We start from the raw sequence: 9059 nt of genomic DNA on the forward strand, positions 1-9059 counted from the left end.
GTGCATAATATTTTAATTAATTTATTTGTCTACTTGACATGGGTCAGTTCATAATATAGTTCGCAAGAATTTTTTATTTAATTTTATATTTTTCCATTCTCTCATATAAAGTAGATCTACTTACATTTAATATTTCCGATGCACGTACTCTATTTCCATTTGTAAGTTCTAATGCATTTAATATAGTATTTCTCTCAGTTATCTCAACTGCTTTTTTTAGAGAAAAACTAGTTTCTTCATTTTTTTCAATCTTACCTCTAATATATTCAGGTAAATGCATCACTTCTATTTCACAACCAGAATCAACTATATTTATTGCTCTTTCTAATATATTTTCCAGTTCACGTACATTACCAGGCCAATGATAAGTTTTGAGTATATTTCTAGCATCTTCTGATATACCTTTTACATACTTACCGACATCACCCTTATGTTTTTCAAATAATACATCTATTAAAATATCTAAATCTTCTTTTCTTTCTCTTATAGGTGGAATTTCAAGTTTTATTACATTTAATCTATAGTATAAATCTTCCCTAAATTCTCCATCTACTATCATTTTAGCTAGGTCTCTATTAGTTGCAGCTATTACCCTTACATCTATTTGATAATTAGTATTTGAACCTATAGGTTCAACTTCTTTTTCTTGTAAGACACGAAGGATTTTTGCCTGCATATTTAAAGGCATATCTCCTATTTCATCTAAAAATATGGTTCCACCATCTGCTAATTTGAATTTACCTATTTTTCCACCTTTTTTTGAACCAGTAAATGCACCTTCATCATAACCAAATAATTCAGATTCTAATAAATCAGCAGGAATTGCAGCACAGTTCATCTTTATAAAAGGCTTTAATTTTCTAGGACTAGCATTGTGTATAGAATGAGCAAAAAGTTCCTTTCCAGTTCCACTTTCTCCAACTATAAGTATTGTAGAATTACTTTTAGATGCTTTTTGAGCAAAAGATTTAACCTTATTCATAGAAGGACTATTTGATGGAATATTTTCAAATGAATACTTTGCCCTTCTTTCCTTTATAAGTTCTTTCTTATAGTATTTTAATTCATCTTCCATACTATTTATTTTTTTTGCAAGAGTATTTACTTGATTTATATCCCTAAACATGATTTTTCCCATAACACCTATTACTTTGCCATCTTCAATTATTGGGATTCTCATTGCTACAATTTTATGTGTCCCTATTTTTTGTATCTCACCTATTTCAGATTCACCTGTATCAAGTACTATATGAAGTCTAGTGTTTTCAATTACATCAGTAACATCTTTACCTATGACTTCATCCTTATCTACATTCAAAAACTTTGCATAAGAATTATTTATCATATTTATTTTTCTATTTTCATCTATAAGTACAATACCATCATATGCATTGTTTAATATTGTTTTTAATGTTCCTGTCAAGTTTTTTTCTGTATTAAGTTTTTTGTTTATTATATTATTTCTATTATGGTAAGCTTTTAATAAATCTGTATTTGTAACTATCCCAACTAAATTATTCTTATCATCAATAACAGGAACTCTTCCTATATTCATATCAAACATCTTTTCAGTATCTTCATAGTCATGAATACATTTAATATCTCTAGTCATTATACTTTTAACTTTTTCTTTTATATCTATCTTTGAAATAGCTTCATACAAACTTTCTTTGGAAAACAAACCTACTAGTTCATCCTTGTCATTTAATACAGGTAATCCATCTACCTTATTATCATTCATTATTTTTACAGCTTGAACTATTTTTATATCTTCTTTTATAGTTATAGGATTTTTACTCATTACATCTCTAACTTTCATGATTACCTCCATATTAGAAAGGACCATCTATTAGATGGTCCTTAATTACTTCCCTTTAAAAGATAGGATAATGTGAATAAACTTTCATTTAAATGTACATTTTCAACAGTTACATGGTCTGGAACCTTTAAATCTGCTGGAGCAAAATTCCAAATCCCTGTAATGCCAGATTCAACTAGAATATCTGTTGTTTCTTGGCTACCTTCTTTAGGTGTACATATTATACCTATTTCAATATCATTTTCTTTGATGAAATCTGCCAATTCTTTTGTATCCTTTACTTTAACATCTCTTAATTCCATGCCTATTGCCTTAGGACTTTTATCAAATATCCCTAATATTTCAAATCCAGAATCTGAAAATCCCCTGTAATTTGCAATAGCTTGACCTAAATTACCTGCACCTATAAGTATAGAACGATATTTCTTATCTAGACCTAGTATCTTCCCTAGTTCATTTTGTAAATCCTCTACATTATAGCCATAGCCTTGCTGACCAAAGCCACCAAAGTTATTTAAATCTTGTCTTATTTGTGAAGCAGTAAAATCTGTTAATTTACTTAATTCTTTTGATGAAATCCTTTTAATATCATTATCTAAAAGCTCAGAAAGATATCTATAGTATTTTGGTAATCTCCTTATTACAGCCATTGAAACATTCTTGTTTTTCATTCTTATCCCTCTCAATTCTTCATTTTATTATGTGTCAATTATATAACATGTCGTCAATATTCGTCAAATTTCACATAGTAATCATTATACTAGATTTTTCAAACTTAATCAAAATTTTATCACTTTAATACTATACCCATCTTTCTACCTTTTTAAAATCTGTACTTAAAAATAATTATCATATATAATAGAATGAGAAATAAGGAGTGAAATTTATGATAATTTTATCGGCTAGTAATATAAACAAATCATATATAGGTGATTTAATATTAGAAAATATATCATTTGTAGTAAAATCACAAGAAAAAGTGGGACTAGTAGGTTTAAATGGTGCTGGTAAAACTACATTGTTTAAAATATTGATAGATGAAATCTCATTTGATAGTGGTAGTATCCATATTGCAAATGATACTAAAATAGGTTATTTAAAACAAAATACATTATTTGATAGTAATAATTCAGTATATGATGAAGCTTTAAATGTATTTGAATATATTATTGAATTAGAAAAAACTATAAGAAACTTAGAAATAGAAATTAGTGAAAAAAGCCAAGATGATACTTTTGATATAGAAGAACTTATGAACAAGTATTCTAGACTACAAGAGGAATTTAGCGAAAAAAATGGATATGGCTATAAAAGCGAAATCAGAGGAGTCCTAAAAGGCCTTGGTTTTTCCGAAGATGAATTTGATAAACCAATAAACAATTTAAGTGGTGGACAAAAATCAAGAGTTTTACTTTCAAAATTATTACTTAAAAAACCGGATCTATTATTACTAGATGAACCCACCAACCATTTAGATATAGATGCTATAAATTGGCTTGAAAAATATATAAAAGAATATAATGGTGCAGCAATCATCATAAGTCATGATAGATATTTTCTGGATTCTACCGCTTCAAAGATCTTTGAATTAGAAAATAAAAAATTAGAAATATATAATGGTAATTATAGTACTTATATGAAAAAAAGAAAAAAGAATCTTGAATTGCAAGCCAAAAATTATGAAAATCAACAGAAGGAAATTAAGTCTGAAAAAGAAAAGATAAAGCAATTATCCCTAGGTGGAAAAAGAGCTATAAGACAATCTAAAAGCAGAGAAAAAATGTTAGATAAAATAAATGTATTAGATAAACCTACATCTTTAGATGGACGTTCTAAAATAAGATTTGAACCCAAAGTAAAAAGTGGAGATGATGTATTAAAAATCAAAGAAGTATCCAAATCCTTTGAAGAAAATAAATTATTTGAAAATATATCCTTTGATATTTACAGAGGAGAAAAAGTAGGATTAATAGGTCCAAATGGTGTAGGAAAAACTACTCTTTTTAATATTATATTAAACAAAGTGAAGGTAGATAGTGGCCTAGTAAATATTGGTCACAAGGTAAATCCAGCATATTATGATCAAGAGCAAACAAATTTAAATACATCAAAAACAATTGTAGATGAAATTTGGGATGAAAACCCTCTTTTTGACCATTACACTATAAGGAGTTTACTTGCAAGATTCTTATTTACAGGAGATGATATATTCAAGGAAATTTCTACCTTAAGTGGTGGAGAAAAAGCGAGGCTTACTCTTATGAAATTAATGCTCTCAAAAGCTAATCTATTACTCATGGATGAACCTACAAACCATTTAGATATAGATTCAAAAGAATCATTAGAAGATGCACTTATAGATTATACAGGTACTCTCTTTGTAATAAGTCATGATAGATATTTCCTAAATAAGGTTACAGATAAGATATTAGAATTAAGTAGTGATGGAGTAGAAGAATTTTTAGGAAATTATGATTATTATATAGAAAAAAAGAATAGGGTTAAAAATGAAGATGAAGAAATAGAGACAAAAACTAAAACAGAGATGAAAAATGAACAAAAAAAACAAAGAGAAAAATTACGCCTACAACAAAAAAAGAAAAAAGAAATAGAAAAGATAGAAAAAACTATTAATGATTATGAAAAGAGATTAAATATATTAGAAGAAGAAATGTGCAATGAGGAAGTTTATTCAGATCCTGATAAAAGTCTGAAGAATCTACAAGAAACTACAAATATAAAAGAAAATTTAGATAATTTATATGAAAAATGGGAAATACTACTCATAGATTAAATGGGTAGTATTTTTAATTTTATGAAATATTTAGCTTATTTATGTGTTTTTATATGTAATTTATATATTATTGGCAGTTTATACACATACTATACACATAATCCCCAAACTTATCAACATTTTTTTTAAGGACATACCTATATTTGAGTTCTTATCCACATTATCCACAGGAATTGTAGATAAAACTGTCAACAATGTGGATAAGACAATTTTCAACAAAAAAGACCTTTTTGAAGGTCTTCTTTTATAAATATTAATTATATTTTCTATCAAAATCTCTCTGAGTCATTACAAGCATAAGAACCCCTTGAATGATTCCTATAATTTCTGGTATACCGGTCCATGCAAACAATAACATAAATATCCCTTGTCCTGTTCTACCTAAATAAAATTTATGAATACCAAATCCACCAAGAAATATAGCAAGTAATGAAGCAACTAATTTATTTTTCATAAAACCAACCACCCTTTTAAATTTTCTTACTATACTTATACCCTACTCTCAAAGTTTTAAATTTGGAACTGCATTTAAAGATAGGTCAGAAAATTTTCCATTCATATAATTATAATATCCAGCACATGCAATCATAGCTGCATTATCAGTACATAGTATTTTAGATGGATATTTCACATCTATTTTATGTTCTTTAGCCTTTTCCTTCATCAAATTACGAAGACCACTATTTGAAGCAACCCCTCCAGCAATAGCTATGATTTTAGAATTTTTAACATTAGCAAGCCTTATTGTCTTATCAACCAACACATCTACTACAGCCCTTTGAAAAGATGCAGCCACATCTTCTACTATAACTTCTTCATTTTTTTGTTCCTTACTATTTAAATAATTTAAGACTGCTGATTTAAGTCCACTAAAACTGAAATCAAAACTATCTTTTTCTAGATAACTTCTTGGAAAATCTATAGCATTTTCATTTCCTCTTTTAGCTAAATCATCAATTATAGGTCCACCAGGATAGCCTAATTTCATAGCTCTTGATATCTTATCAAACGCTTCACCTGCAGCATCATCACGAGTTCTACCTAGTATTTCATATTCACCATAGTCCTTTATATATACTAAATGAGAATGTCCACCTGATGCTATAAGGCATACAAAAGGAGGTTCTAAGCTTTTATACTCTATATAATTTGCACATATATGACCTTCTATATGATTTACTCCAATAAGTGGTTTGCAAATTGCAAAGCTAAGTGCCTTAGCATAGGATAAACCTACCAAAAGTGCACCAACAAGTCCTGGTCCATAGGTTACAGCTATATTATCTATATCATTTAATTCTAAATTTGCTTCATTTAAAGCATCATCTAATATATAATCTATTGTTTCAATATGTTTTCTAGAGGCTACTTCAGGTACTACACCACCAAATTTTTTATGCAAATCTATTTGTGAAGAAATCCTATTTGTTAGAACTTCCCGTCCATTTTTAACTATAGCAATTGAAGTTTCATCACAAGATGTTTCAATTCCCATCGTAATTATATCTTTCAAAATAATCCCTCCAATATTTAATATAATTATATACTATAGTTAAGAATATTAAAAGGACACCAAAAGGTGTCCTAATCTAATTTTTCATCTATACTTGATAGTATAGGATCTATTAAGTCTAAACTACATTTGTGATCCTGATTAAAGTGTTTACAATTTTCACAACTAATAATTGTTTCACCCATAGATTTTACTTCTGATCTTAAGGATTCATTTTCTTCAAAGTTATATTCACTACATCTTTCAGCTACATTTTTTAATTGATCTTTATTTACCAAATTATCTCCTCCTAAATAGTTATACCATTAGTATAGCTATTTAGAATAAATTTATTCCTCCACTTAAAACAACAGTAAGACCAGCATAAAGTACTATCCAAATTATCCATGGAATCAACACTGGAGTTATAGCTCTTTTATAAGATATCTCAAATATATACCTTGTACCAATAAATGATAATACCAAATACCATATTATAAAAATATCTAAACTTAAAGCTAGACCAAAAAACACTGTTCCTTCAATTGACTCTGGTAGAAGCATAGCTAAATTAAAATCAAAAAAATCAAGACTTGTAAATCTCACTATAATTTTTGATATAAGAGTAGCTATTGCTACAGGAATATATGAATAAGTTGTTACAAGTAATCCTTCTCTTGTATCACCATCTCCACCAACCAAAACAGAAAGCCCTGTTATCATAAAAGCTTTAAAGGATATTATTATTAGCGGGATTATAGTAGTGAAAAAAATAGCCATATATTTATATAAATCTAACTGACTTCCACTTGGTACTTCTTGTCCACTTTCTTTAGCACTTTCTATAGTATTATTTATAAATTCAGGAGAACTTATATCTATAAATGAAGCTAAAAATGAAAGTAATATTATTATTGAAATAGATAACTTCAAATTTGGATGAAATTTTAAACTTTTAAATAATTCTACAGGATTTGTAAATACATCTTTGATTTTTTCTTTTATAGTAAGTTCCCGCACATCACTATAATCTATAAATTCTTCATCATTGTTTTTCACTTAAACACTCACTCCTTATATCTCTTTCCACATGATGATTGCATCTTCCTTTGTATCAGCATAATAGCCTGGTCTAGTCCCTATTTCTACGAATCTATTGTTTTTATATAACTTTATAGCAGGATAATTAGATTTTCTTACTTCAAGTGTCATGTGATTGATTATCAGTTCATTACAAATATTTATTAAACCATCAATAATCATTTGACCTATTCCCATATTTCTAAATCCAGTAGCTACAGCAACATTTGTAATATGTGCTTCATCTAAGATTAGCCACATACCACCATAAGCTACTACCTTTTCATCTACTTGCGCTATTATGTATCTGGCAAGTTTATTTTCTTTTACTTCTTGTATAAAGGACTCTTTTGACCAAGGAGTAGAAAATGATACCTTTTCCACCTCTAATACATCATCTATATCATCTACATTCATCTCTCTTATAATTATATCATTCATTTTTTTTATTAATCTTTTCATCATATTGTCTTTCAGCTTGGGACTTTCTTAAGTATTCTGGAAGTAAATCTTTATAATCTATGCTTTCATTATTGTTAAACTTAATAAGTGCAAGCTCTGCTACAGAAGATGCCCTTGGCATTTGACCTGCCTTAGTTGAAAAGATTACTCTTTCACCTAATTCTTCCTTTAACATATCTTCATACTTTTCTTTCACATCACCATTTATAATTATTTTTTCATCTCTTTTTTTAAGTAAATCTATCAAATCCTTGATATTTAAAACATCTTGCTCCATTTCCACAATAAACTTAGAATCTACCCATTTGTATATTCCACAATATACTCTATCACGTCTAGCATCTAACATAGGAACTATTATACCATCAGCAAAGGGTATGTTAAAGGCAAGAGCGTCCATAGTTGGTATAGCTATTGTTTTCTTCTTATGAGCATGTGCCATAGCTTTTATGCTTGCTATGCCTATTCTAAGGCCTGTAAATGATCCAGGACCTACTGCAGCTGCATATATGTCTATATCTTTAGGCTGTAGTCCTAAATTATCCATGAGGCTAGCTACACTTGGCATCAACTTTACAGAATGAGTCATATTGTCATTTATTATATGTTCACCAAGTAAACTATCATCATCCATTACAGCACAAGTTGCAACCCTAGTTGAACTTTCTATTGCAAGTATTTTCATATCTTCCTCAGCTCCTCCTCTAAATATTTATATCTTTCACCTATTAATTTTATATTAAATTTCCTACTATTTGCGTCTATTGTTTCTATATATATTTCTATTCTTTGATCTGGAAGTATTTCACCTATATTTGATGCCCATTCAATTATACTTACAGATTCAGAATAAATATATTCTTCATATCCTATATCATACATTTCATCTATATCTGCTATCCTATATACATCAAAATGATTTACATGAAGTCTTCCATCATATTCATTTACTATGGTAAATGTAGGACTTGTTACATATTCTTCTACTTCAAGCCCTCTTGCAATAGATTTAGTTAAGGTGGTTTTTCCTGCCCCTAAATCTCCATCTAAACAAATTACATCACCTGAATTTAATAATTTTCCTATTTTTTCACCTAATTTTTCTGTTTCTCTTGTATCTATTGTAATTATTTCCACTATATTTCAACCCTTTTCCTTACTTAGTCTTACTATGTATTATATAGTTATTAATCATTATATACAAGAAAAAACCAAAGCATACAGCTTTGGTTTTAGATTTTTTATTTATGCAGAATTGGTGATATTCTTTTATATAATGGTATAGTTATAGCTGAAATCAATATACCCTTTACTATATTAAAAGGCGTAATTGCAAATATAACTAGAGATTTTACATCCACAACATACTTATTAAGAACTGCTCCCATTTCTACAAAACTATCAATTGGTAA

At 28.3% G+C, this 9059-nt stretch carries 10 protein-coding genes; 1 reads left to right on the forward strand and 9 read right to left on the reverse strand.

The features are described from left to right. Nucleotides 1–73: 73 nt before the first annotated feature. Both ACTHUW_RS11905 and ACTHUW_RS11910 read right to left on the reverse strand, forming a co-directional pair. On the reverse strand, nucleotides 74–1819 hold the full coding sequence (locus tag ACTHUW_RS11905) for a sigma 54-interacting transcriptional regulator (protein ID WP_442213394.1): 1746 nt from the start codon (nucleotides 1817–1819) through the stop codon (nucleotides 74–76). Between the two features lie 41 nt (nucleotides 1820–1860). Next, nucleotides 1861–2490 carry a redox-sensing transcriptional repressor Rex gene (locus ACTHUW_RS11910; protein WP_442210935.1) on the reverse strand — a complete coding sequence of 210 codons (630 nt, stop codon included), beginning with the start codon at nucleotides 2488–2490 and terminating at the stop codon, nucleotides 1861–1863. 215 nt (nucleotides 2491–2705) lie between these two features. On the opposite strand from ACTHUW_RS11910, the gene abc-f reads away from it, so the two are divergent. Beyond that, complete coding sequence (gene abc-f / locus ACTHUW_RS11915) at nucleotides 2706–4613, forward strand: ribosomal protection-like ABC-F family protein (protein ID WP_442213396.1); 1908 nt, start codon at nucleotides 2706–2708, stop codon at nucleotides 4611–4613. Nucleotides 4614–4866: 253 nt separating this feature from the next. Here the strand turns inward: abc-f and ACTHUW_RS11920 are convergent, their stop codons facing one another. The 7 genes from ACTHUW_RS11920 to tsaE form a co-directional block, all read right to left on the reverse strand. After that, nucleotides 4867–5067 (reverse strand): TM2 domain-containing protein, encoded by a 201-nt coding sequence (locus ACTHUW_RS11920; RefSeq protein ID WP_442210931.1) that lies wholly within the window; start codon nucleotides 5065–5067, stop codon nucleotides 4867–4869. Nucleotides 5068–5115: 48 nt separating this feature from the next. Further along, on the reverse strand, nucleotides 5116–6129 hold the full coding sequence (gene tsaD / locus ACTHUW_RS11925; RefSeq protein WP_442210938.1) for a tRNA (adenosine(37)-N6)-threonylcarbamoyltransferase complex transferase subunit TsaD: 1014 nt from the start codon (nucleotides 6127–6129) through the stop codon (nucleotides 5116–5118). A gap of 68 nt (nucleotides 6130–6197) precedes the next feature. Further along, nucleotides 6198–6404, reverse strand: a complete 207-nt coding sequence (locus tag ACTHUW_RS11930) for a hypothetical protein (protein WP_442199831.1) — start codon at nucleotides 6402–6404, stop codon at nucleotides 6198–6200. A gap of 40 nt (nucleotides 6405–6444) precedes the next feature. After that, complete coding sequence (locus ACTHUW_RS11935; protein ID WP_442213398.1) at nucleotides 6445–7164, reverse strand: YIP1 family protein; 720 nt, start codon at nucleotides 7162–7164, stop codon at nucleotides 6445–6447. A 15-nt stretch (nucleotides 7165–7179) separates the two neighbouring features. Next, entirely contained in the window at nucleotides 7180–7647 is a 468-nt protein-coding gene (gene rimI / locus ACTHUW_RS11940; protein WP_442213400.1) for a ribosomal protein S18-alanine N-acetyltransferase, read from the reverse strand. Further along, nucleotides 7619–8332 carry a tRNA (adenosine(37)-N6)-threonylcarbamoyltransferase complex dimerization subunit type 1 TsaB gene (gene tsaB, locus ACTHUW_RS11945; protein ID WP_442198467.1) on the reverse strand — a complete coding sequence of 238 codons (714 nt, stop codon included), beginning with the start codon at nucleotides 8330–8332 and terminating at the stop codon, nucleotides 7619–7621. Before tsaB ends, rimI begins: the two co-directional genes overlap by 29 nt. Then, entirely contained in the window at nucleotides 8329–8784 is a 456-nt protein-coding gene (gene tsaE / locus ACTHUW_RS11950; protein ID WP_442213402.1) for a tRNA (adenosine(37)-N6)-threonylcarbamoyltransferase complex ATPase subunit type 1 TsaE, read from the reverse strand. Before tsaE ends, tsaB begins: the two co-directional genes overlap by 4 nt. Nucleotides 8785–9059: the final 275 nt, after the last annotated feature.

It is taken from the genome of Senegalia sp. (in: firmicutes), assembly GCF_052088025.1.
Lineage (GTDB): Bacteria > Bacillota > Clostridia > Tissierellales > SIT17 > Anaeromonas.